This is a genomic window from Burkholderia sp. IDO3, assembly GCF_003366075.1.
Taxonomy (GTDB): domain Bacteria; phylum Pseudomonadota; class Gammaproteobacteria; order Burkholderiales; family Burkholderiaceae; genus Burkholderia; species Burkholderia anthina.
In genome coordinates this window covers 641,905-663,807 of the sequence record NZ_CP028964.1, presented here as the reverse complement: position 1 = coordinate 663,807, position 21,903 = coordinate 641,905, and the positions used below count along the sequence as shown (strand labels likewise).

At 65.4% G+C, this 21,903-nt stretch carries 20 protein-coding genes and 1 riboswitch; of the genes, 3 read left to right on the top strand and 17 right to left on the bottom strand.

Going from position 1 to position 21,903, the window contains the following annotated elements; translation table 11 throughout:
- Window positions 1–109: 109 nt before the first annotated feature.
- Complete coding sequence (locus DCN14_RS34685; RefSeq protein ID WP_240327457.1) at window positions 110–2,611, top strand: TonB-dependent receptor; 2,502 nt, start codon at window positions 110–112, stop codon at window positions 2,609–2,611.
- A gap of 76 nt (window positions 2,612–2,687) precedes the next feature.
- On the opposite strand, the gene DCN14_RS34680 is transcribed toward DCN14_RS34685, so the two are convergent.
- The 4 genes from DCN14_RS34680 to DCN14_RS34665 all read right to left on the bottom strand — a co-directional run bounded on the left by DCN14_RS34680 (window position 2,688) and on the right by DCN14_RS34665 (window position 6,928).
- Complete coding sequence (locus DCN14_RS34680; RefSeq protein ID WP_096504474.1) at window positions 2,688–3,632, bottom strand: LysR family transcriptional regulator; 945 nt, start codon at window positions 3,630–3,632, stop codon at window positions 2,688–2,690.
- A gap of 75 nt (window positions 3,633–3,707) precedes the next feature.
- Window positions 3,708–4,664 carry an agmatinase gene (gene speB / locus DCN14_RS34675; RefSeq protein WP_096504472.1) on the bottom strand — a complete coding sequence of 319 codons (957 nt, stop codon included), beginning with the start codon at window positions 4,662–4,664 and terminating at the stop codon, window positions 3,708–3,710.
- A 52-nt stretch (window positions 4,665–4,716) separates the two neighbouring features.
- Complete coding sequence (locus tag DCN14_RS34670) at window positions 4,717–6,117, bottom strand: sodium:solute symporter (RefSeq protein WP_240327456.1); 1,401 nt, start codon at window positions 6,115–6,117, stop codon at window positions 4,717–4,719.
- A gap of 496 nt (window positions 6,118–6,613) precedes the next feature.
- On the bottom strand, window positions 6,614–6,928 hold the full coding sequence (locus DCN14_RS34665; RefSeq protein WP_096504468.1) for a helicase: 315 nt from the start codon (window positions 6,926–6,928) through the stop codon (window positions 6,614–6,616).
- A 353-nt stretch (window positions 6,929–7,281) separates the two neighbouring features.
- A riboswitch (SAM-I-IV-variant riboswitch) is annotated at window positions 7,282–7,385 on the top strand.
- A gap of 541 nt (window positions 7,386–7,926) precedes the next feature.
- Between DCN14_RS34665 and DCN14_RS34655 the strand changes: the two genes are divergently transcribed.
- Window positions 7,927–8,744, top strand: a protein-coding gene (locus DCN14_RS34655; protein WP_115531492.1) for an IS5-like element IS402 family transposase whose coding sequence is annotated in 2 segments (ribosomal slippage) — window positions 7,927–8,275 and window positions 8,275–8,744 — 819 coding nt in all. Because the reading frame shifts where the segments join, the coding sequence is not laid out codon by codon here.
- Window positions 8,745–8,943: 199 nt separating this feature from the next.
- Entirely contained in the window at window positions 8,944–9,132 is a 189-nt protein-coding gene (locus DCN14_RS34650; protein WP_096506930.1) for a hypothetical protein, read from the top strand.
- Between the two features lie 214 nt (window positions 9,133–9,346).
- Here the strand turns inward: DCN14_RS34650 and DCN14_RS34645 are convergent, their stop codons facing one another.
- The 13 genes from DCN14_RS34645 to DCN14_RS34585 all read right to left on the bottom strand — a co-directional run bounded on the left by DCN14_RS34645 (window position 9,347) and on the right by DCN14_RS34585 (window position 21,746).
- Window positions 9,347–10,717, bottom strand: coding sequence for an MFS transporter (locus tag DCN14_RS34645; RefSeq protein ID WP_096506931.1), 1,371 nt, complete (start codon window positions 10,715–10,717; stop codon window positions 9,347–9,349).
- 107 nt (window positions 10,718–10,824) lie between these two features.
- Complete coding sequence (locus DCN14_RS34640) at window positions 10,825–11,049, bottom strand: hypothetical protein (RefSeq protein WP_096506932.1); 225 nt, start codon at window positions 11,047–11,049, stop codon at window positions 10,825–10,827.
- A gap of 191 nt (window positions 11,050–11,240) precedes the next feature.
- Window positions 11,241–12,116, bottom strand: a complete 876-nt coding sequence (locus tag DCN14_RS34635) for an MxaL protein (RefSeq protein WP_240327508.1) — start codon at window positions 12,114–12,116, stop codon at window positions 11,241–11,243.
- A gap of 86 nt (window positions 12,117–12,202) precedes the next feature.
- Complete coding sequence (locus tag DCN14_RS34630) at window positions 12,203–12,763, bottom strand: MxaK protein (protein WP_096506933.1); 561 nt, start codon at window positions 12,761–12,763, stop codon at window positions 12,203–12,205.
- Entirely contained in the window at window positions 12,760–13,746 is a 987-nt protein-coding gene (locus DCN14_RS34625; protein ID WP_096506934.1) for a vWA domain-containing protein, read from the bottom strand. Before DCN14_RS34625 ends, DCN14_RS34630 begins: the two co-directional genes overlap by 4 nt.
- Window positions 13,743–14,690, bottom strand: coding sequence for a calcium incorporation protein MxaA (locus DCN14_RS34620; protein WP_172441928.1), 948 nt, complete (start codon window positions 14,688–14,690; stop codon window positions 13,743–13,745). The genes DCN14_RS34625 and DCN14_RS34620 overlap by 4 nt, the downstream gene beginning before the upstream one ends.
- The gene (locus DCN14_RS34615) at window positions 14,687–15,550 is read right to left on the bottom strand and encodes a VWA domain-containing protein (protein ID WP_096506935.1); all 864 of its coding nucleotides are present in this window, start codon (window positions 15,548–15,550) and stop codon (window positions 14,687–14,689) included. Before DCN14_RS34615 ends, DCN14_RS34620 begins: the two co-directional genes overlap by 4 nt.
- A gap of 3 nt (window positions 15,551–15,553) precedes the next feature.
- The gene (locus DCN14_RS34610) at window positions 15,554–16,573 is read right to left on the bottom strand and encodes a MoxR family ATPase (RefSeq protein ID WP_096506936.1); all 1,020 of its coding nucleotides are present in this window, start codon (window positions 16,571–16,573) and stop codon (window positions 15,554–15,556) included.
- 101 nt (window positions 16,574–16,674) lie between these two features.
- A complete protein-coding gene (locus DCN14_RS34605) occupies window positions 16,675–17,649 on the bottom strand; it encodes a LysR family transcriptional regulator (protein WP_096506937.1) in 975 nt (324 codons plus the stop codon).
- A gap of 16 nt (window positions 17,650–17,665) precedes the next feature.
- Window positions 17,666–18,352: a hypothetical protein gene (locus tag DCN14_RS34600; protein ID WP_096506938.1), complete on the bottom strand. Its 687-nt coding sequence runs from the start codon at window positions 18,350–18,352 to the stop codon at window positions 17,666–17,668.
- A 74-nt stretch (window positions 18,353–18,426) separates the two neighbouring features.
- Window positions 18,427–19,293: a substrate-binding domain-containing protein gene (locus DCN14_RS34595; RefSeq protein ID WP_096506939.1), complete on the bottom strand. Its 867-nt coding sequence runs from the start codon at window positions 19,291–19,293 to the stop codon at window positions 18,427–18,429.
- A 65-nt stretch (window positions 19,294–19,358) separates the two neighbouring features.
- Entirely contained in the window at window positions 19,359–19,769 is a 411-nt protein-coding gene (locus tag DCN14_RS34590; RefSeq protein WP_096506940.1) for a c-type cytochrome, read from the bottom strand.
- A 159-nt stretch (window positions 19,770–19,928) separates the two neighbouring features.
- Complete coding sequence (locus tag DCN14_RS34585; protein WP_096506941.1) at window positions 19,929–21,746, bottom strand: methanol/ethanol family PQQ-dependent dehydrogenase; 1,818 nt, start codon at window positions 21,744–21,746, stop codon at window positions 19,929–19,931.
- Between the last annotated feature and the right edge of the window lie 157 nt (window positions 21,747–21,903).

The following is a 21,903-nucleotide window of genomic DNA, read 5'->3' as shown; positions in this document are numbered from 1 at the left end:
GGCGCCGCCCGAACGACCGGGCGCGGCCGCTATCAAGCCAAGGTATCCGGCTCTGTTAGACGCGCGATGGACCTCTCCTTGTTCACTTCATTCTCAAGGAATGCCGTCCATGCATCGCCCGTCGTTCTCGTCGCATCCCGATTTCTCGTCGTCCGTGCGCGGCGGCGCACGAATGCCGCGCGCGCCGCGCACCGCGCATCGTCCTGCCGTGCAGGCCGTCCGGTGTGCCGTTCTGGGCATCGCGCTCGCCGGCAGCGGCGCATGGCAAGCGGCCGCCGCGCAGTCGGCGGCCGGTGCGGCGGCGCAAGCCGCCACCCGGCGTTACGACATCCCGGCAGGCCCGCTGTCGGCGTCGCTGAACCGTCTCGCCGATCAGGCCGACGTCCTGCTCAGCGCGCCGGGCGACCTGACGGCCGGGAAGACCAGCGCGGGCGTTCACGGCACCTATTCGGTACAGGGGGCGTTCCAGGCGCTGCTCGACGGTACGGGCCTGGCGCCCGTGCAGCAGTCCGACGGCAGCTTTTCGCTGCGTCCGGCCGCCGCCGCAGCCGGTGTCGAAGCCGGCGTGCTGCCGGCCGTGAAGGTGCTCGGCAAACGGGTCGCGGACGCGATTCCGGACGCCTATGCGGGTGGTCAGGTGGCGGAGGGCGCGAAGGCCGGCATGCTCGGCAATCGCGACTACATGGACACGCCGTTCAGCATCTCGAGCTACACCGAGAAGCTGATCCGCGACCAGCAGTCGACCAGCGTCGCGGACTTGCTGACCACCACCGACCCGTCCGTGCGCGCGGCGATCGACGGCACCAACCGTTACGACGCGATCACGATTCGCGGGTTGCGCGTCGAGAACGGCGAAATCGCGCTCAATGGCCTCTACGGCCTCGTGCCGGCTTACCGGGTCGGCGCCGATCCGGTCGAGCGCGTCGAGATCCTCAAGGGGCCTGGGGCGTTGCTCAACGGGATGATGCCGCAGGGCAGCGTCGGCGGCAGCGTGAACGTCGTGACGAAGCGCGCGGACGACACGCCGCTCAACCGGCTGACCGCCGAATATGCGTCGAGCGCCGTGTTCGGCGCCCATGCCGACATCGGCCGGCGCTTCGGCCGGAATGGCGAGTTCGGCGTGCGCGTCAATGCGGCCCATCGCGAAGGCGATACCCCGATCGACGAACAGTCGCGCCGCAATACGTCGCTGTCGGTCGGGCTCGATTACCGCGGCAGCCGTCTGCGCGTGTCCGGCGACGTGATCTATCAGGAAGACTTCATGCGCGCGCCGGTGCGCGGCTATACGCCGATCGCCGGCATCGCGATGCCCGAGGCGCCCGATGCGCGGACCAATCTCGCGCAGACGTTTTCCTATTCGAATTCCCACAGCCTGACGGCGCTCGGGCGCGCCGAGTACGACCTGTCGTCGAACGTCACGCTGTTCGGCGCGCTCGGCATGAACCGTTTCGGCTACGACAAGCTGGAAGACCCGGGCGCGACGATCACCGGTACGCAGGGTGACGCGACGTCCACGTCGAGATACCAGTCGGGCGCGTCGCATGCGCTATCGGCCGAAGCCGGTGTACGCGCGCGTTTCAGGACGGGGCCGATCGACCACCAGTTCGTCGTGAGCGGCGACTACCTGCAGCAGACGACGTGGTTCGGGCAGACCGCCTACGGCAGCTATGCGACGAACATTTACATGCCGACGCGTCTCGCCGGGCCGGGGGCGCCGGTCTCCGTGTCGCCGGAGGCGAAGGACAGCGCGCAGATCCTGCGCAGCATCGGCGTGGCCGACACGCTGTCCGCGGCCGGCGGGCTCGTGCAGCTCACGCTCGGCGTGCGTCGCCAGCAGGTGAGCAGCCGCAACTTCGATACTTCCGGCGCGGAAACTTCGCACTACGACCAGGGCGCGACGACGCCGTCCGTCGCGCTCGTCGTCCGGCCGCTCGACGCGTTGTCGTTCTACGCGAACTATATCGAAGCGCTGACGCCCGGCTCGGCACCGCCGCCGGACGCGGCGAACCCGAACCAGGTGTTCGCGCCGTTCAAGTCGAAGCAGTATGAAATCGGCACCAAGCTCGATCTCGGCCGGTTCGGCGCGACGCTCGGACTGTTCCAGATCGACGTGCCGAGCGGGATCGTCGACCCGGTCAGCAAGCTGTACAGCCTCAACGGGCTGCAGCGCAATCGCGGCCTCGAGCTGTCCGGCTTCGGCGAAGTGACGCGCGGCGTGCGTCTGCTCGGCGGCGTCACGTGGCTCGATGCGCGGTTGCGCCGCACGCAGGGCGGCGCGTACGACGGCAATCACGCGCTCGGCGCGCCGTCGCTGCAGGCCACCGTCGGCGCGGAATGGGATACGCCGTTCGTGCCGGGCGTCACGCTGACGAGCCGGATGATCTACACGGGCGAAGCCTACGTGAGCCAGGACAACACGCAGCATGTGCCGAGCTGGACGCGCTTCGATCTGGGCGGACGCTACACGACGAAAGTGGCCGGCCGCGACGTGACGCTGCGGGCGAACGTGACGAACCTGTTCAATCGCAACTACTGGCAGGCGAACCCGACCGGGTATCTGTTCACGGGCGCGCCGCGCACGTTCTGGCTGTCGCTGTCGACCGACCTGTGATGGGCGGCGGCAAGCCGGGGGCGCGTGGGCGGCGGCGCCGAAAAGCCCGGATTGAAGATCGCGTCGTCGCAGTCGTTCATGGCGCCGGCGGATCGGGCTGGTCGGCGCACGTGCCGCCCAATCGCGCCTGCGCGTCGTCCAGCGCACCGAGAAACGCATCGAGCGCCGCGCCCGGCTCGATGCCCTGGCGCGTCACGCAGTGGAACGACGAGAAATAGGCGAGCTGCGCGGGGCGAATCGCGCGCAGGCGGCCTTCGGCGACCCAGGCCGCCGCGTAGTGGGTCGGCAGGTAGCCGATGAACATCCCGCTGAACACGAGGGTCGCGATCGCCTCCATGCTGTACGCGCTCGTGCCGTGGCCGAACACGAGGCCGTGCGGCCGCCGGCTCTCCGCCATGTAGCCGCGTCCGACATAGTCGGCCGCGCAGATTTCGTCGAGCTCGGGTTCGCGGCCGCGGCGCTCGAAAAACCGGTGCTCGCGGGCGCAATAGAGATTCTGCTCCTCGCGAAACAGGAACCGGTATCGCAGCCCCGACAGCCGATGATGAAACGCGCCGACAGCCAGTTGAAGCCGCGCATCGAGCACCGCGTGTTCGAGTTCGTCCGGGCGCTGCGTATGCAGGTTCACGCGCGCCGTGGGCGCACGCTCGCGAAACAGCCGGATCGCGAGCGGCAGCGGCGCGCACGGCTGGCCGATCACGCCGTCGACGCAGCCGAGCTCGAGCGTTTCCCGGTGGCGGCCGCCGAGGCCGCTCACTTGTTCGCGGAACCGCTCGATATCGCTGAACAGCCCCTGGGCGGCTTCGTACAGTTCCTGCCCCTCGTCGGTCAGCTGGAAGCCGCTGCTGCCGCGCCGGCACAGCGAATAGCCGAGCCGCAGTTCGAGGTCGCGCACCAGCACGCTCAACCGGGACAGGCTCGTGTTCAGGCGAACCTGGGCGGCCGTGAAGCCACCCGCCTCGACGATCGCGCAGAAGGTGCGCACCAGGCGCAAATCGATATCGGAAAGATTGCCGAGCATGGGGTGTCTCGCAGCAGTGGGCCGAATGTCGTTTATAACGCGACCGTTGCCGCCGTGCGATCCCCCATGTCCGTTTCAGCGCCGCGCGGCAACCGCGTCGGCCAGGATGCACAGCAGCTCGAACATCATCGTCGCGCCGACCAGTGCCGTGGCGCCTCCCGCGTCGAACGGCGGCGACACCTCCACCACGTCCGCGCCGACGAGATTCAGCCCCTGCAAGCCGCGCACCAGATGCTGCGCGTCGAGCGTCGTCATCCCGCCGATTTCCGGCGTGCCCGTGCCTGGCGCAAAGGCCGGATCGAGCACGTCGACGTCGAAACTCACGTAGGTCGGCCCGCTGCCCGCCACGCGGCGGGCCTCGGCCAGCGTGGCCGCCACGCCCAGCTCGACGAACTCCTCCATCGCGATCACCCGGATGCCGCATTCCTTCGCGAATGCTTCGTCGTCGGCCGAATAGACCGAACCGCGGATACCGATCTGGACCGTCCGCTTCGGGTCCAGCAGGCCGGCCTCGATCGCGCGGCGGAACGGCGTGCCGTGCGTGTACGGGTTGTCGCCGAAATAGCGGTCGTTGGTGTCCGAGTGCGCATCGAAATGAATCATGCCGATCGGCCGTTCGGCGGCCAGCGCGCGAAAGATCGGCAGCGTCACCAGATGATCGCCGCCAACCGACAGCGGCACCGCGCCGGCCGCATGAATGCGCCGGTAGAAGCGCTCGATCCGCTCGAGCGAATCCATCAGGTCGATCGGATTGGTCGGCGCATCGCCGAGATCGCCGACGCGCACGAGGTCGTACGGCGCAATGCGGCTGACGTGATGCACGCGGCGCATCAGGCTCGACTGGTTGCGCACTTCGCGCGGGCCGTGGCGAGCCCCCGCGCGGTTGGTCGTGCCGCCGTCCCACGGCACGCCGACGAGTGCGATCTGCACGTGAGCCGGGTCGTCGAAAACCGGCAGGCGCATGAACGTCGGGATGCCGGCGAAGCGCGGAATTTCAGCTGCGTCGAGCGGTTGCGGGAAGTCGTTGGGCATGGGTGGGTCTCCTGTTGGTCGGAACGGTTGGTCGGTGGAGCAGCAGGGTGGGTCAATCCGATTGCGGTTCGAGCGCGGCCGCGGGACGTCCGGCCAGGCTCACCACGACGAAGGTGGCGAGGCTGGCCGCCAGCCCGTAGACGATCGGCGTCGTCGCGAGTACGCCGTCGAGCGCTATGAACAGCACCACCACCGCGCAGCCGGCCACGATGCTCGCGATAGCGCCGCGCGCGGTCGCGCGACGCCAGAGCAGGGCGCCGACGATCGGCACCAGCAGGCCGCCGACGAGCAGGTTGTACGCAATGCTCAGTGCGGCGATCACGTCGTTGACGACGCACGCGAGCGCCAGCATCGCGATGCCCATCAGCAGCGTGAAGACACGGCTTTCGCGCAGGCTGCCGGGGCCGCCCGCGCGCAGGAAGCGCGCATACACGTCTTCCTGGAGGACGGTCGCGGCCGCCAGCAGGCAACCCGACGCGGTCGACATGATGGCCGACAGCGCGGCGGCCACGACCAGGCCGCGCAGCCCCGATGCGAGCACCTGCCGGGTGACTTCCGCGTACGCGTTCTCGGGCACCGCGAGATCGGGAATGAGCACGCGCGCGGCCGCGCCGATCAGCGCGCAGGCCACGCCGTAGAGCATGCAGTAGACGCCCGCGCCAAGGCCGGCGTAGCGCACCACGGTCTCGCTGCGCGCGGTGAAGACGCGTTGCCAGATGTCCTGGCCGATCAGCGCGCCGAAGAAATACAGCAGGAAGTACGTGACGATCGTTTCCGTGCCGATGTGCCCGAGATCGAAGAAGCCCGCCGGCAGCACGGCCTGCATCCGCGCGAGCCCGCCCGCGTCGTGGATCGACAGCGGCAACAGCACGAAGAAGATGCCCACCGTCTTGATCACGAACTGGATGACGTCCGTGAGCGTCAGCGACCACATCCCGCCGATCACCGAATAGACGATCACGATGCCGCCGCCGCACAGGATGGCCGGCACGCGCGGAATCCCGAACACCACCTCGGTGACGGAGCCGATCGCGATGGTCGCGGTCACGGCCACCATCAGGTCGTACGCGACCATCACGATGCCGCCGATCAGCCGCGACGACGCCTGGTAGCGCTGCTCCAGCACCTGCGTGACGGTATAGACCTTGAGCCGCGCGATCTGCCGCGAAAACACGACGCTGAGGACGATGATCCCCAGGCCGAGCATGAACACGAGCCACAGCCCGGACAACCCGTACTGATAGCCGAGTTTGACCGTGCCGATCGTCGATGCGCCGCCGAGCACCACGGCGGCCATCGTGCCGAGATACAGTCCGGGCCCGAGACGCCGGCCGGCGACGAGAAAATCGTTCCGGTTGCGCGCCTTGCGCATCCCGTACCAGCCGAGCGCGAGCATCGTCAGCGCATAGGCCAGCATGACCAGATAGTCGAGCAGCATGATGGGTGTCTCCATGTATTTGTCGTCGTTCCGACGGTCACGCAGGACCGCGTTCGCGGAGTCTGGGGCGTCGGGCGTGGACATGGAATCCCCGATTCGACAACTCAATTTGCGGGTACGAGAAAGTGGGATGCGATGCCGCGGCGATGCTGGCCGGGATGGGGCGCGGGGTGGGGGTGGCGCCGTGGAGTCACGGCTGTGCCGGGGGCTGTGGCCCGATTTGCAGGGGGGAGATCCGGCGTCGAAGGGCCTTGAATCGGTTCAGTTCGCGCGTCGTCGCGATCCGGGGCGGCGCACAGGAACCGCCGCTTCGATAGCGGAAAATGGCGCGCTGCGTGCGGCCGTCACTTGATCGCTCCCGACGCCAGTGCGGGAGGAGGGTGAAGCGTTTGCCTTCGACTTCAGTGTGATGGGGCGCACAGGCATGGATATCCGAAAGCCTGCGCTGGGTATTCGGACCCGGCTCCGGAGCAGGCGCAATTCACCTGTCGGCCTCCGTTCCGACCACCTTTTACGCGTCTTTCAGCCAGGGCATTTCCACGGGTGACACGACCAGTTGCCGGAATTCGCGTTTCAGATCGAAGATGAATCCGACCAGGATCATGGAGTCGGCGTAAGGGATCGGAAAGACATGCGGATTTTCCGGCGTACGCAGGGGGCGCTCGGGTGTTTCCGCCGTCGCCGCGGCGTTCTCGCGAACGCTTTCCAGTTCGTCGGCCATGGCCGGGCCGCTGAGTTTCAGCACGCGGCTACGCAGCTCGCTCAGGGGCTCGATGCGCGCGGCGTCTTCGTGGTATTCGGGCACTTCGTAAACGAACCAGGACATTTTCGTCTCCAGTGAAAAGGGGCGCTATTCTAACGCTGCACGAGGATCCGTCGAGAATCGACCATGCTGTGCGATGGCCGGGGCCGCTGCGAGGCAATCTGCCACGGGGCGATTCTGCCGAGGCGGGGTGCCGCTGCGTCGAAAACGTTATCTTGCCATCGTTGGATCGAGGAATCCGGGGATGCGGGGTTGCATTCACGGGTGCCGGCGGTGGCCGGCCGATTCGGACACGGGTTGCCGTGCCGAGAGCGCATGTCTTCCTGCGTCGAGAGGTCCCGGCCGGAATAACTTGTCCATCGACATTTTTTCGGTATAATAAATTCAAGTTCGGTATATCGAACGATGTGTCAGAAGTTATGCATCCAGAGTCGGACTATCCGACGCCAACCTGCCCTCCCGGGCAAGGTGGACGCCTTTGAGGCGATGCGGCCGATTCACGGCAACGAAGCGGGAGCAGCATGGCTAGCACCGGTTCGATGAGCACTTATCCGGAGCGTCTATGTGCCAAGCTGTCTTTCCCCCGTCCCCAGTGGCCAGCCAAGACTGGTCGCACTTCCTCCCGGGTTTCACGTTAACGCATACGGTTCACCTCATATCGAGACTGGATCCGGGTATCGTTTCGACGGTATCTGCCGTACTTGAGGGTGAAGCAGCCTCGGTGGACCGTTGGGCCGTCACCCGGTGCGGCGACGTTCTCGAGCAAAAAATCGTTCTCGGCGAAATGACGGAAGGGCGGGCGGTTCGACTGCGCGAGCAACTTGCCGCGCTTGATGGCGTGCTCCGCTCAAGAATGGAACATCATTTCGTGCGAGGCAGTTCAGCAGCGTCCGAAAAGGCACCGGAGAATGGATGTCGGGCCAGCGCGTGTTCACGCTAGCGAAGGGCGTCGACGATCAGGGCGAAGTTGCTAAGAGACGGTTTCAAAAAGGCCCCGTGGGGCTGTTAACTTTCGCGGTGAGCTGTTAACCTCAGGCATCGGAACAACCGAGACTGAGGAGATGGCCAAGCCGATCATCGACGATGAATTGTGGACACTGATCGAGCCGTTACTGCCGCCACCCAAGCCGCGGCGCGAGAAGAACCCGGGCCGCCTGCCTGTTTCGAATCGCGCCGCGCTGACCGGCATCCTGTTCGTTCTCAAGACCGGACTACGCTGGCGCGACCTGCCGGCCGAGATGGGATGCGGCTCGGGCGTGACATGTTGGCGCCGGCTGCGCGATTGGCAAGCAGCCGGTGTCTGGGATCGCTTGCACGAGCTACTGCTCGCAAAGCTGCGCGCAGCGGACCAGATCGACTTCTCACGAGCCGCCGTCGATTCATCATCGATTCGCGCCGTTGGGGCAGGCCAAAAACTGGGCCAAACCCCACCGATCGCGCGCGACCCGGTTCCAAGCACCACATCGTCACCGACGCCAACGGTACGCCGCTCGCCGCGATCCTGACCGGCGCGAACGTCAACGACGTCATGCAATTGCTGCCGCTGATCGACGCGATTCCGCCGATCCGCGGATTGCGTGGCCACCCATTGCAGCGGCCGCGTGTGGTCTACGCGGATCGCGGTTACGACTCCGAGCGACATCGGCGCGCGTTGCGCGATCGCGGTATCGAGCCAGTGATCGCCAAGCGCCGTACCGAACATGGCAGCGGCCTTGGCAAATATCGCTGGGTCGTCGAACGCACGCATGCCTGGCTGCATCACTTCCGTCGTCTCCGTATTCGTTTCGAGCGCCGTGCAGACATTCACGGCGCGTTCCTCAAACTCGGTTGCTGTCTGATCTGCTGGAATACCCTTCGGCGGGCCGATCAGTCTTTATGAAACCGTCTCTAAAGGCGATGGACATCAAATCCGGTTTGTCGAAGCGCGAGAAGATGCGATGAACTGGCACTGCCGGTCAAGCTCCGGGGGCGAGCGTGCACAAGGTCGAGCGCTGCGTCATCGCAGCGACATCTTTCTCACGTAAATCTACGATACTTCGCCAGTTGGCGGGGTACCGTTTTCTCAAGGAATATCGACCATGGCGGCAAAGCGCCTTCGCATCAACATGATTTCCCGCCGTCAGTCGACGTTCGACGGCCGGCATCTCGACACCGAGGCCGTTCGCCGCATCGACACGCACACGCAGGACGCGACTCCCGCCCATCTGAAAGGCACGCAGGGCGCCGAGGCCGAATGGCTGCCGCGCACGAAGGTCAGCGAGCGGTAACCGGGTTACGCCGGGCGAGCCGCTGCGCGACAGCGCCGATTTCGCCGTCCGGCGCTTCTCCCGATTTCAACCCATGTGAAACGCGGCCACCGGACGACGAGCGGCGGTTCGCCGAAGCAGACTCGATGTGCCCGCACGCAACGTCCGTTTCGCGCCTGCGACGCGACGGGATCGCGGCTGTGGTCGTCATCGCGTGCCTGAGCCGGCCAATTCGTCAAGTCACCGGCGGCGCGTGCCCATGATCTCCCAAACCTCGCGCGTCGTCGTATTCCCGCGAAATATCCTTGTTCGTGTAGTCCCCGAGCTTCGATGCGGCGATCACGCTCAGCACCGCGCATACCAGCACGTACGCCGCGATCGCATACCCCGAGTGGTAGTAGGCGAACAGCGCCGTTGCGATCAGCGGTGCAGGGCCACCGGCAATGACCGAAGCGAGTTGATAACCCATCGACGCGCCGCTATACCGCAACCGCCCTGTGAATGACTCGGCAATCAATGCGGCCTGCGGCCCATACATCATCGAATGCGGGACCAGCGACAACACGATGGCCGCGAAGATCCACACCGGATTCCGGCTATCGACCATCGCGAAGTAGAGGAATCCGAACAGGCCGACGGCAGCCGCACCGATCATGTACATCCGCCGCCGCCCGATCAGATCCGACACGTGCCCGAACAGCGGAATGGTGAAGAACTCGACCACGGATGCGAACAGCACCGCCGCCAGCAGCAGTTCGCGCGTGGCGCCCAGCGCCGTGATCCCGTAAGTGAACACGAACGCCGTATAGATATAGAACGGCGCCTGTTCGGCCATCCGCGCGAACGCCGACAGCACGATATCCCTCGGCTGCTTGCGCAGCACTTCGAGCATCGGCGTCTTCTCGATCCGACGCTCGGCCAGCAGCTTCGCGAAGATCGGCGTCTCGAGAATATTCAGGCGGATATAGAGCCCGATCGCAACCAGCACGATGCTGAGGAAAAACGGCACGCGCCAGCCCCACGCGAGGAAAGCACTGCCGGAAAGCCAGCTCGTGGCCAGCACGGCAAGGTTGGCGAGGAACAATCCTGCCGGCACGCCGAACTGCGGCCACGACGCGACGAAACCGCGATGCGCATTGGTGCGCGCCCACTCCATCGACATCAGGACCGAGCCGCCCCATTCGCCACCCACGCCGACGCCCTGGATGAAGCGCAATACCGTGAGGATAACGGCGCCCCAGATGCCGATCGCGGCGTAGGTCGGAACGAAGGCCACGGCGAACGTGGCGAGCCCCATCAGCAACAGGGTCACGATCAGTGTGGCCTTGCGTCCGATGCGGTCGCCGTAATGGCCGAAGACCGCCGCGCCGACCGGCCGTGCGACAAAGCCGACGGCATAGATCAGGAACGCCTGCAGCGTGCCGACGAGCGGGTGGGATTGCGGGAAATACAGCTTTGCGAAGACCAGGCCGGTGACCGTGCTGTAGAGGAAGAAGTCATACCATTCGATCGTGGTGCCAATCGTGCTGGCGATGACGGCGCGGTGCAACTGGCGCCGGGCTTCCTCGTCGGAGAGGGGCGTGGCCGCGGATTGCATGGCAGCCATTTTGATATCTCCCGGAAAAGGGCGATAGAGAAATAAACCATACGCCCCGCGACAGGTTCCGGCAAGCGCGAGCTGCGAATGGATTCCACCGTGCCGAGGTTTTTCATTCAGTCATCCTTATACATCATGACGTGATGCTGATGTGTCATTCGCCGCGGCAGCGATGAGATTGGCGTGATGTTCGAACTGAACACACGCAGATGCCGAACCGGAATATCGCGGAGCGTTCGACGACTGAACCTGGTGTCGTCACGGCTCGCGCTGTGCGATCGTCGCTTGTCATCGGCCACGTCCTGAATGACCTTGAATCGGTCCAGCTCGCGCATCGTCATGCGTGATCCGTTGCGTTGCAGCCATCGCAGCCTCCGGCGCCGGACACCCGCCGGCGGCCGAACAGCTTACGCGGCCCGAAAGCGGACATTTCTATGTAGCCAAAAGCGGACATTTCAATCTAGCCACCACAATCAAAAAATGTGATCATACGCATTATGTAAAATAACAAAGCCCGATAAAAATCCACAGATCAAGTCAGCAAACGATAAATGGACGTCAACAGATTTCGCGCGCCTGTACGGCACCTCACCACGCCGAACGCCGGCAGAAACCGCCACACGAGCAGCAGCAACGCACATAGCGCGGGCGCCCACCGCAAGTCGGTCGGCGTCGGCTCCCGATGGGCGAACCGCTCGTCGAGCATGGCATCCCGCAAAGACGCCGCGCTCGACAAGCGGCGATACCCGAAGCCGATCTGTTCCGCCACCGATGCGAGGTAGCGCCCCTGCAACGCGGAGCGCTCCTCGTGACTTTCCACCGGTGTCGCGGAACCCTGCTGCGCCGGAACCTGGATCACGTCCTCCGCCTGCCAGTATCCGTGTCGATTACCGTCGGCATCGGTACGCGGAATGGGCGCGGCCTGATCGCCCCCCACGCCGATTAGCCAGCCCCCGACATGGACGCGATTGATATCCCGCTTCGTCACATCGGTCGACAGGAGCGGCGGCGCCTCCTGGCCGTCGGTGAAAAACACGACGGCGGCGCCACGACCGACGTCATGTGCCACACGAACCGCCGAATAGATGCCCCCTTCCGCAATACGACTCCAGTTGGTCCAGCGCATGCGCCCGTCGATCCTGTCGAGCGACGACAGCAACGCATCGTAGTTTTCGCAGACGTCGACGGGCGGCAGCAGCAGCAAGGTCCGCTGGCCGGTAAACACGCTCCAGCCGACCTTCGCGCCGCACGGCAATCGCCCCAGCACATCGCGCATCGTCGTTCGCGCGAACGCGAGACGGCTCACGGGCGCGCCGTCCAGGACGGCATCCTCGACGTCCATGCTTTGGGTGATATCGAAGGTGACGACATAGCTGAACGTATCGCGCGGCAAGGTCACGCGCGGCATCGCGGCCGCCGCGACGAGCAGCGGAACCGCCGCTGCCGTCGCCCAGTGGCGGCTTCCGAAGAAAGAACGCGTCGGCGTGCCGAAGCTCACGGCAAGTCCTTGCTCTGCGGGTCCCGCACCGTCACGTTGCGTTGCGACTTGATGTCCGGTGCGGCCGGCGCGGAGCGCGTTTCGGGTGCGAGCCGCAATGCCCGTTCGAGGTTGTAGCGCGCATCCCAATCGTCCGGGGTCTCGCGCAGCAGCACCCTGTAGTGCGCCTTGGCTTCGTCGATCATGTCGGCGGACCGCACCGTTCCGGACAGTGTGTCGGTCATTCCCCTGCGCAGATACATGTTGCCGAGATCGAAGCGTGCCGCGCGCCCTGTTTCGTCATCGCGCGCGTCGCGGATCAGCGACTCGTAGCGTAGCCTCGCGTTGTCGTAGGCGCCGGCCTTCGACAACGCGATCGCGCGTGCGAGCGTGACTTGCCGGACGCCCCCGTCGTCACGCCTATCGTGCGAAGTGTCTGCCGCACCCTGCCTGCCCGCCTCCGCCACCATCCGATCGATGCGCTCGATCTGCCGCAGACGTCCCCAGTCATACGCTGCCGTGCCGGCACAACACAACGCCACCGTCGCGAAGACGACGTGAATCGCGGTACGCGTCATGACCAGGCCCTCACCTGAAGCAAGCGCAGAACCAGCAACAGCACGCAACCGGATAGCGCGAGCGCGAAGCAATACGCGCTGACATCGCGCCGGGGCACCTGTTCGACAAATGACGTGACGACGTCCTGCTGACGATCTATCTCGGTCACGGCATCCGTCATCGCCTTCGCGCTGCCGGCCTGGAAGAGCCGATAAGGCGTTTGCAGCGACAGGAAGTAGCGATGTAGCGCCGACTCGGCCGATATTTCCGTCGCCGCCGTCGGCGCATTCAGATCGGGGCTGTAGATGCCGCTGCGCAAATAGATGAAATAAAGGGCAATCCGGTTGCGCTTCAGCCCGTCCGCGACGAGCTGCATTGCCCGCGCGTCGAGTCGCGCACCGCCGTCGGAAACGAGGATGATCGCCCGTCGGCCCGACGATACGCGCCCGTCGAACGCGTCGATCGCGGCAGTCAGCCCGCGGCCCAGCTCGGTATCCGGCATGCCGCGCCCCACTGCCGTGCCCGCGATCGCCGCGACGATCGCATCGTGATCGTAAGTGAACGGCATCGCGAGCACCGGGCTCGAGCCGAACATCATGAACGCGAACCGGTCATGAGGACGCCGCGTCACGAATCCCGTCAACGCGGCCCGCGCGACCTTGTTCTTGGAATCGCCCGCCGATACCTGCACGCCTTTGCTGTTCATCGGCTCGTCCATGCTCGCGCTGCGATCCATCAGGATCAGAACCTGTGCCCCGCTACCCGTGCGCAACACCTGGCGGGACGCGTGCCCCGGGCCGGCCAGCCCGACGATGATCCCGAGTATCGCCAGCACGGCGCAGCCTTGCCCGATGACCGCGACCCAGCGCCCGACGCGATCGTCCGGCAGCCACGCGAGCCACGGGAACGCCAGCCTGTCGCCACGTCGCGGCAGCAGCGGCAACACGGCCAGCGGCAGTAATGCGAGCCGCCAGGGGGCGGTAAAGTCGAACGCGATGTTCATCTTCGATAGCGCCGCTCCGCGCGATACAGTTCCCGGCATAACGCCTGTAATGGATAGGCGGCCTCGGCAGGCGCGAGCGCGAAGAACCGCTCGGCCGATTGCCGATAGAAATGTTCGAGTGGTACGCGCAGCGGCCGCAGATACGGCGCCCGCGCAAACAGGCCCGGCAGCGAGTCAGCATGAACGACCTGCCCCGCCGTTTCGTCCAGTGCGCGATGCAGGCAGCGCCACGCCAGTGGGGACGTATCGACGTGCGACGGATCGAGCCGCCGCATCTGCCGCCACGCACGTGCGAACGGCAGCCGCACCGACTCGCGCCTGGTGCGCCACATCCACCAGCCTGCCCACGACAGCAAGGTCAGCAGCCACAGACCGAGCGCGAAACCCGCCTGTCGCCGGATCGGCCCGGTCGGCGGGAGAGGCGCCTGCCGGTCCGGCCGCATCGGTTGCAGGTCGCCGGCATTGAATGTGTCGTCAGGCGTTATCGGACTGACGCTGACCGGCCATTCGGCGATCCGCAGCGTCGCACCGGACGGCGACGCCAACGTCAGCGCCGGCAATGCAATCGTGGTCGGCACCGGCGCGGCGTTGACGATCTGGTAGTCGATCGCCATCCACCGGCGCCCCTGCGTGTCGGTTTCGAATCGAACGCGACGGCGCTCGAGCCAGGTTCCGGTTCGGCCGACGGCAGGCGGCGCCACCCGGTCGGCATCGTCGTCTCCCGCACGCAGCAGAATGCGTTGCGTGAGCACGTCGCCGAGTACATGACCGAATGCACGCGGCTGCCGGACCATCGCCGGAATGACGGCGCGCTCGGCAGCGGCGGCAGCAGCAGCCATCGGCAACGCCAGTGTCAGTGCCAGCGAGGCGGCCAGCATCGTCGCGGCGCACGCGTGACGATGCCCCCGCTTTCCCGGGCCGATCGCGCGTCCGTCCGGTGTCATTCGGTCACCTCCAGAAAGTACCGCGACATCGCTTCCGGATCGAACGCGTTCTCAACGTAAAACGGCCGGATGCCGCGCGCGGCAAGCATCGTCCCGAGTTCCGCGCGCCGTCGCACGACGGCCTCGCGCCAACGCTCGCGCACGCTGCGGCGCAGCCACAGCGTGCGCCGTCCGGCGAACTCGGCATCGCTGACGGCAAGGAGCCGGCCGGTTTCGGGCGGCGAGATCTCCGCGGCATCCCAGACGACGATCGGAACCACGCAGGCATGGGGCAGCCCGTCGAGCACGGCGGGCAACGCCTCGAGCGGCCAATGGAAGTCGGAAACGAGAAAGACCAGCGCCTGCCGTCCGGCCAGCGCTGAAACGACGTGCCGCAGCGCCGTCGCGGGGTCGTTTCCCGTCGCGATGGTCGTGCTTTCGCGCAACATCGTCGCGAGTGCGTTGCCGACGCCCCGGCCGTACCGGGCCGGCATGAAAAGATCGTCGCGCGGGCCGGCGTCGAAGGCCAGCATGCCCAGCGAATCGCCCGCACGGAACGCGCTATGACCCAGCGCGTCGACAAAATCCGCCGCAACCTGCAATTTGGTTCGGCCGGCGCCGAAGCGCATCGACGCGGAGACGTCGACCACCGCCTGCACCTGCGCCGCGGCGCGTTGCAGGTGAACCTGCACCAGCCAGTCCTGGCTTGCGGCACGCAGGCTCGCACGCAAATCCAGACGGCGCGGGTCCGGATAGTCGAGCAGGCGGCCGTGCATCGCAAATTCATGACCGGTTCCGAAACGCGATCCGCGATGCGCGCCAGGACGAAATCCCCCGGAACGCATCGGCAGCCGATAGTGAAATTCCGATGTGCCGTTCATGATTCAGGGCACGGCGAGCCGGCTCACGATCTGCGCCATCAGGGCCTCGGCAAGTTCCTGGCGGCGCAGTTCGTAGATCGGCGTGAAAAACACGCGATGCCCGAGCGCGGGCATCAGCACCGCATGAATATCCTCCGGAATCAGATGCGTACGCTCCGCGAGCCATGCCGTCACCCGAGCGGCCCTCAGCAGCGCGCTCATACCTCGCGGGCTCGCGCCCGCCAGAACGAGCCGCTGCATGTCGACGCCATCGAGCGCGATGCCGAAACGCCGAGGATTCTCCGTTGCCTGCCAGATGTCCAGCACGTAACGCTCGATCGTTTCGCTGGCCTGCACGCTCGCCTGAATGGCCGCACCGGCCCGATTCAATTGCTCCCAGGGCACGATTGCAGGCGAAAGCCGCTCGAGCAGGCAATCGACGTCGTGAAACGACGCGTCGAATACCAGCGCACGCCGCACCTCGGGCTCGTCCGGCGTCGACAGGCCCAGCTCGAACAGGAAGCGGTCGCGCGCGGCCGACGCCAACTCGAAGGTCTCCTCCTTCTCGACCTTGTTCCGGTCGGCAAACACCGTCATGTGCGGGAAGCGATATTCGCGATCGAACGCCCGGACCGAACGCTCCGCCATCGCGCGCAACAGGAGCGACTGGACCTGTGGGCGAGCGCGATTGATTTCGTTGAAAAAGAAGGTGGCCAACCGCTCGCCGTGCCGGAGCAGCGGCCCGGGATCGATCCTCGGCCGGCCTTCGGCGTCCACGTACGTGTGATAGACGAGATCGCCCGGCATCAGATCGACCGTTCCCTCGACGCGCTCGAACTCCCCGCCGACGACGCGTGCGAACGCGCGCAGCACGGTCGTCTTGCCCACGCCGACACCGCCCTCGAGAAGGACATGCCCGCGGGCAAACAACGCCACGTTGATGAGCCGGATGGCGTGAAACTGGCCGATCACGGCATGCGAGATTTCTTCTTCGATCTGCAGGGCCCGCAGACGCCAGTCTTGCAGTTGTTCGCCGATACCCATCGATGCGCTCTCCTGGTCTCCTGTGGCGGATGGACACGCGCCGGCTCGACGCAAACCGGTGCGGCGGCGCGGCATTCACGGCAGTGAACGCACACCCGCGCCTATCCCGGCCGTTCATGTCGGCCCGTATCGTCCGGCAGCCGATGCAAATAGGCGGCGTACTCGTGCTCCAGATAGGCGGCGGCGTGCTCGAGCAGAAACTGCCGAAATACCGTGCAGGTCGGCGACAGCCGTTTGGCCCGCATATGGACGATCTGCCACGTACGCTCGACCGGCATGCCGTTGACGTCGAGCAACGCGATTTCGTCGGTGCGCAATTCGAGCAGCAGCGTATGAAGCGAGATCAGGCTGACGCCCATGCCGGCCATCACCGCCTGCTTGATCGTTTCGTTGCTGCCGAGCGTGACGATTTTCGCCGGCGTGAAAAGATGGTGCTTGAACATCTCCTCGGCCGCCATGCGGGTTCCCGAACCGGGTTCACGCAACAGAAACGTGTCGTGCCGCAGCTCCTGCAGGTCGAAACGCCGTGCGCCGCAGAATCGGTGGCTCCGGGGTGCGATCACGACCTGCGGATGCCGCGCGAGCGGTTCGGTCGTCGTATCGAGCTCCGGCGGCGGCCGTCCCATGATGGCCAGGTCGATCGCATTGTCCTGCAGCATGCGCAGCAGCGCGTCGCGATTGCCCACGGAAAAGTGCACGTCGACCCTGGGATAAAGGTGCGAATACCTCGCCAGCAGCTTCGGTGCGAAATAGGTGGCCGAACTGACGATGCCCACCGCGATCGAGCCGGTATCGGCCTGCTTCAGCGACGTCATCGCATCCTCGGCATCCTTGATCTCGCCGAGAATCCGGCTCGCGTGATGGCTCAGCTTTTCGCCGGCCTCGGTCAACGAGAGTTTGCGCGCGATGCGTTCGAACAGACGCAGGCCGACCGCATCCTCGAGCTGGCGAATCTGCATCGACACCGCCGGCAAGGTCAGATGCAACTCCTCGGCCGCACGCGCAAAACTCTCGTAGCGACTCGCCACGACGAACGTCTTCAACTGGCGCAGGGTGAGCGTGCGAATGAAACTCACGTGACGCGGCCCCTCGCTAGCGTCCGGCCCGGGACGCGTCGGACAACTGCGCAGACGCCTTCGTCCCGTCGTGCGGCGGCGTCGGCGTGTGCCGCATCGCGCGAAAAACCAGCGTGCGCGTTTGCTGCGGATGCGCAATCCCGTCGTTCGGGCCGGGCACATCGGTGCGAATCATGGCCACCTGCCCCGGTACGCTGTCGGCCATCAGAAACGTGTAGCGCTTGCCGGTATAGCGGGCGAAACGCGCCGCGTTCGGATCCGCCAGATACGGCTGCACGACGATCTGCCGGGCGGTCAGCACCTTGCCCCCGATCCGGGTCGTCACCGTTTCGATCTTCGGCCCGGCCGCCAGCGCGAGGCGCAAGCGCTGCTGAAAATAGCGGCGCTTGCCACCGGTCAGGCGTTCCATTTCCGCGATGTCCTGCTCGAGAAAATAGATGATCGCGGGATTGCACGGCAGGCCGGCGTTCGGCAGCGGCACCGCCTTGCCGTGATCGAACACGCGGGCATCACCGTTGGCGTTCCCCGCGCTGACGACCCGAACCGCGATCGCGTCGGTACCGGCCGCCGTGGCATCCGAGTCGGACAGCGCGTAGTCGAGTTCGGTGTCCCGCCCCATGCCGTGCAGATGATCCGCCATGAAGATCAGCCGCTCGGCCGGAGAAATCTGCGCGGCGGCCTCCGCGCGCGCCGCGACAGGCATCCCTCCCGTCGCACACGCGACGCATGCCGCGAGCACGAGCCCCCCGATGCGCCAGGATCGACTCCGCGCGCGGCTCATGGCGCCGCAACCATCGACCTGGATGCGTCGACGGGCTTCAGAAGCGGCACGTCATAGCTTGCCAGGATGGCGTCGATCTTGTCCTGGTTCGCACCGATCCATTGATCGATCTTGTCCTTCCACGATTTCTCGCCGTAACGCACCCCCATCGAGATCGTATAGTCGAAGCGGATGCCGGGCGTCACCGGGAACTGCACAAGCTTCACGCCGTCGCCGGAGCGCTTGGCGAAATAGCCTGCGATCGGCCCCCACACGAACACGACGTCGACGTTGCCCGCGCGCAGATCGTCCTCGATCATCTGACCGGGATATTTCTGCGGGTCGCCGCTTTGCACCTGATACGAGACGGCCTGGTCGATCAGGCCATGACCGAGCAGCCAGTCGACCGCCGGGGTCTGCGTGAAGACGCCGATGCGCAGCTTGTGCAGTTGCTCCGGCGGCAACTTGAGCAAATCGTCCGGCGCGGCGATACCGGCCAGCTCGGGCCGCTTCGCCAATACCATCGCGTACGTGGAATGCAGGTAGGGCCGCGTCGTCGAAGTCATGTCGTAGCCGGCCGGCACGCCGATGATCAGGTCGCATTTGTAGCGATCGGTATCGGGCGTTTTCTCCCGCAACGTGTGGCGCACGAAACCGATGCGTTGCGGAAAATACGTGTATTCGAGCTTGTAGCCGAAATCGCTCGCCATCTGGCTCGCGATGCGGTTCTCGTAGCCTTCGCCTTTATTGTTCGACAAAGGCATGTTGTTCGGGTCCGCGCACACCCGAAGCACGCCGTCCGCGCCATCGTCGGCACGCGGGGCGCCTTGAGCACGTACCGTGCCGCCTGCCGCGGCGCCGCACAGCACGGCGGCGACAAGCATGACGTATACGTTCGTTCGATTGTCATGACGCACTTTCAAGCCCTCCCGATGTAAAACCGCTGGCACTATTTCGCGTCGATGGCCTTCAGATCTCCCGGGTTGATCTTGCCGTCGGAACGCCCCTTCAGATAGGCGTACAGGTATTCCCAGTTCTTCTGCATCATCGCGCTCGAACTGAAATCGGGCATGCCCTTGTCCACCCGGCCGCCGAACACCGTGCGATGAAACTCCGTCTTGTCCAGCGTCTTGAGCGCGTCGATCAGCGACGGGCCGACCATTCCCTCCTGCTTCGCGCCGTGGCAACGCTCGCAGGCGAGCGCGCGCCAGGTCTTCCATCCCTGGAGCGTATTGGCGTCGACCTTGCTGCCGTCGACCACCTTGTAGGCGGCCGCGGAACCGGTCTCTGCATGCGCAGCGGGCAGCGTGACGAAAAAGGCAGGCAGCAGGGCCCGCATCAGGATTGCTCGACCTTTCATAATGCAGATGTCTCCTCGGGATAAAGCCGCGCCGCGATGCGCCCATCGGCACATCGCAAACAACTGCGCGGGTCAGACGATGCTTGCGATTCATGGGTGGCCGGCTGCCCGATCCTCGTCGGCGGCAGCCGGCCGCGCGTTGCAACCCGCTTCGCCCCGTCAGCCGTTCCCGCCGGGAACGGCGAACACGAAGAGCGTGCCGCCCAGGGCCGTGTACTTGGCGAGTTCGCGATAACCGCCCACCGCGCCGAGACCTTCGTTCGACTTTTCGAGACCCGCCGCCATGCCGATGCCGGCCCAGCCGCCGATGCCCGAATAGACGCCGACGAACTGCCGGCCCTGATATTCGTAGGTAAACACGTTGCCGATGATTCCCGACGGCGTCTTGAAGCGCCACAGTTCCTTGCCGTCCTTGATGCGAACGGCCTTGAGGTAGCCTTCGAGGGTGCCGTAGAACGCGATGCCGCCGGCGGTGGCGAGCGCGCCCGACCATACCGAGAACCGTTCCGGTTTCGACCAGACGATCTTGCCCTTCGACGCGTCCCACGCGATGAAATTACCCATCGCCTTGTCCTTGCCCGGGCCCGGATACATCGACAGCGTGGCGCCCACGTAAGGCTGCCCCGACACGTAGTCGACGTCGAACGGTTCGTAGTCCATGCAAACGTGGTTGGTCGGCACGAGGAACAGACTCGAGTTCGGATCGAACGCCGCCGGCTGCTGGTCCTTGGTGCCGAGCGCCGACGGACAGATGCCCTTCACGTTGTGATCGGAACCCGCTGCCTGCGTCGAATAGGCCGCGTTGCGAATCGGCTTGCCGCTCTTCATGTCGACGCGATCGGCCCAGTTCACGGCCGGATCGAACTTCTGCGCGACCAGCAACTGACCGGTCGCCCGGTTCAGGGTGTAGCCGAAACCGTTGCGATCGAAGTGGACCAGGGCCGGCACCTTCTTGCCGTCGATCGTCAGGTCCGAGAGAATCATTTCGTTGACGCCGTCGTAGTCCCACTCGTCGTGCGGCGTCATCTGGTAGATCCACTTCGCGACGCCGGTATTGAGATCGCGCGCGACGATCGACAACGACCATTTGTTGTCGCCCGGACGTTGCGTCGGATTCCACGTTCCGGGGTTACCGGTGCCGTAGTAGACAAGGTTCAGCTTCGGGTCCCAGGCATACCAGCCCCAGGTCGTGCCGCCGCCCAGTTTCCACTGATCGCCCTTCCACGACTTCAGCGACGAGTCCGCGCCCACCGGCACCATCTTGCCGTCGGCATAGGTCATCGTCTTGTCGGGGTCCATCAGCATGTCCTTGTCCGGGCCCGTGCTGTAGGCGGTCCAGACCGGTTTGCCGGTCTTGATGGAATACGCGATCAACCGGCCGCGCACGCCGAACTCGCCGCCCGAGATGCCGGTCAGGACCTTGTCGCCGAATACATGCGGCGCGTTGGTGTTGGTTTCGCCCGCTTTCGGATTGCCGTTTTGCGCGGTCCAGACAACGTCGCCGGTTTTCGCGTTCAGCGCGACGAGCTTGGTATCCGCTTGCTGCAGGAATATCTTGCCGTCGCCATACGCGAGCCCGCGGTTGACGGTATCGCAGCACATCACGGTCACGACCGATTCGTCCTGCTTCGGCTGGTACTGCCAGAGGAAGGTCTGATCCTTCAGGCTGATCGCGAGCACCTTGTTGGGAAACGGCGAGTGTATGTACATCGTGTCGCCAATCACAAGCGGCGAACCTTCGTGCCCGCGCAGCACGCCGGTCGACATGGTCCAGGCGACCTGCAGTTTTCCGACGTTGTCTTCGTTGATCTGCTTGAGCGGGCTGTAGCGGTGATTCGCGTAATCGCCCGCCTGTGTCGCCCAGTTGGATGGATTTTTGACGAGCCCGTCGAGCTGTGAATCAGCCCGGGCATCGGTAAAGCTCAAGGTGGTCAGCGCGATGAGCGCGAACCCCAGAACCGCGGTACGCAAATTCATGTCCCCTCCAGAAATATCTTGCCGTTCAAAAAACGCGAAATCCTCGCTACCGCATTGCCCGGGCGCGCCTCCTCGGGTACGGGTAACGATCTGCGCCCTTGCCCGATCGATGTCGGGCTTTGCGGCGCATCAGGGAAAAAGCAGGTTCCATGCCTGG

Coding starts and splice junctions, on each gene's coding strand:
- DCN14_RS34610 (WP_096506936.1), bottom strand. CDS start 16,573: ATGGGTATCGGCGAACAACTGCAAGACTGGCGTCTGCGGGCCCTGCAG.
- DCN14_RS34665 (WP_096504468.1), bottom strand. CDS start 6,928: ATGTCCTGGTTCGTTTACGAAGTGCCCGAATACCACGAAGACGCCGCG.
- DCN14_RS34685 (WP_240327457.1), top strand. CDS start 110: ATGCATCGCCCGTCGTTCTCGTCGCATCCCGATTTCTCGTCGTCCGTG.
- DCN14_RS34615 (WP_096506935.1), bottom strand. CDS start 15,550: ATGAACGGCACATCGGAATTTCACTATCGGCTGCCGATGCGTTCCGGG.
- DCN14_RS34585 (WP_096506941.1), bottom strand. CDS start 21,746: ATGAATTTGCGTACCGCGGTTCTGGGGTTCGCGCTCATCGCGCTGACC.
- speB (WP_096504472.1), bottom strand. CDS start 4,664: ATGCCCAACGACTTCCCGCAACCGCTCGACGCAGCTGAAATTCCGCGC.
- DCN14_RS34635 (WP_240327508.1), bottom strand. CDS start 12,116: ATGCCGCGCGTGACCTTGCCGCGCGATACGTTCAGCTATGTCGTCACC.
- DCN14_RS34595 (WP_096506939.1), bottom strand. CDS start 19,293: ATGCTTGTCGCCGCCGTGCTGTGCGGCGCCGCGGCAGGCGGCACGGTA.
- DCN14_RS34670 (WP_240327456.1), bottom strand. CDS start 6,117: ATGGAGACACCCATCATGCTGCTCGACTATCTGGTCATGCTGGCCTAT.
- DCN14_RS34680 (WP_096504474.1), bottom strand. CDS start 3,632: ATGCTCGGCAATCTTTCCGATATCGATTTGCGCCTGGTGCGCACCTTC.
- DCN14_RS34590 (WP_096506940.1), bottom strand. CDS start 19,769: ATGAAAGGTCGAGCAATCCTGATGCGGGCCCTGCTGCCTGCCTTTTTC.
- DCN14_RS34630 (WP_096506933.1), bottom strand. CDS start 12,763: ATGACGCGTACCGCGATTCACGTCGTCTTCGCGACGGTGGCGTTGTGT.
- DCN14_RS34620 (WP_172441928.1), bottom strand. CDS start 14,690: ATGACACCGGACGGACGCGCGATCGGCCCGGGAAAGCGGGGGCATCGT.
- DCN14_RS34645 (WP_096506931.1), bottom strand. CDS start 10,717: ATGGCTGCCATGCAATCCGCGGCCACGCCCCTCTCCGACGAGGAAGCC.
- DCN14_RS34600 (WP_096506938.1), bottom strand. CDS start 18,352: ATGCCTGTCGCGGCGCGCGCGGAGGCCGCCGCGCAGATTTCTCCGGCC.
- DCN14_RS34625 (WP_096506934.1), bottom strand. CDS start 13,746: ATGAACATCGCGTTCGACTTTACCGCCCCCTGGCGGCTCGCATTACTG.
- DCN14_RS34650 (WP_096506930.1), top strand. CDS start 8,944: ATGGCGGCAAAGCGCCTTCGCATCAACATGATTTCCCGCCGTCAGTCG.
- DCN14_RS34640 (WP_096506932.1), bottom strand. CDS start 11,049: ATGACGATGCGCGAGCTGGACCGATTCAAGGTCATTCAGGACGTGGCC.